Source organism: Bulleidia sp. HCP3S3_C9 (assembly GCF_052064035.1).
In the GTDB taxonomy this organism is placed as follows: domain Bacteria; phylum Bacillota_I; class Bacilli_A; order Erysipelotrichales; family Erysipelotrichaceae; genus Bulleidia.
This window is the reverse complement of record NZ_JBQHWJ010000151.1, coordinates 1-420: the sequence shown is the minus strand read 5'-3', so window position 1 is coordinate 420 and position 420 is coordinate 1. Positions and strand designations below refer to the sequence as shown.

The 420-nt window shown below is 36.0% G+C and carries 1 protein-coding gene; it reads left to right on the top strand.

Annotated elements, in window-relative coordinates; translation table 11 throughout:
• Nucleotides 1-117 precede the first annotated feature (117 nt).
• A partial coding sequence (locus tag ACTND6_RS11205) for an IS110 family transposase (protein WP_441024356.1) occupies nt 118-420 on the top strand: 303 nt, incomplete at its 3' end.

Sequence of the window (420 nt, the reverse complement as noted above, 5' to 3'; positions counted from 1 at the left end):
TAGTTAGATGAGCCCTTCTTTTATTGAAGTGAGTTCACATTTTGAACCATATTCTCTGATACTTTTGAAACGGCGATACTGGTATTCGTCACTTATATTTTTGAAAGGAGTGATACCATGATTAACATCGGTATTGATGTCGGTAAATTTAAGCATTGTGCTTCTGCCATTGATGACAAGACCGGCGAGATTCTTATAACACCTTTTTTCTTCAATAACGATCAGAAAGGCTTTAATCTTTTCTATTCCAAAACCAAACAGTATCTTCATAGAAAACATGCCGTTGGTATGGAAGACACTGGTCATTACTTGGTCAATCTTACAGATTTTCTTTTGGATAAAAAGTTCACTGTTAAATTTATCAATCCCAGGTCTACATGCCTTAGGCGTAAAGAACTTGGTATGTCTGCCAAGAACGAT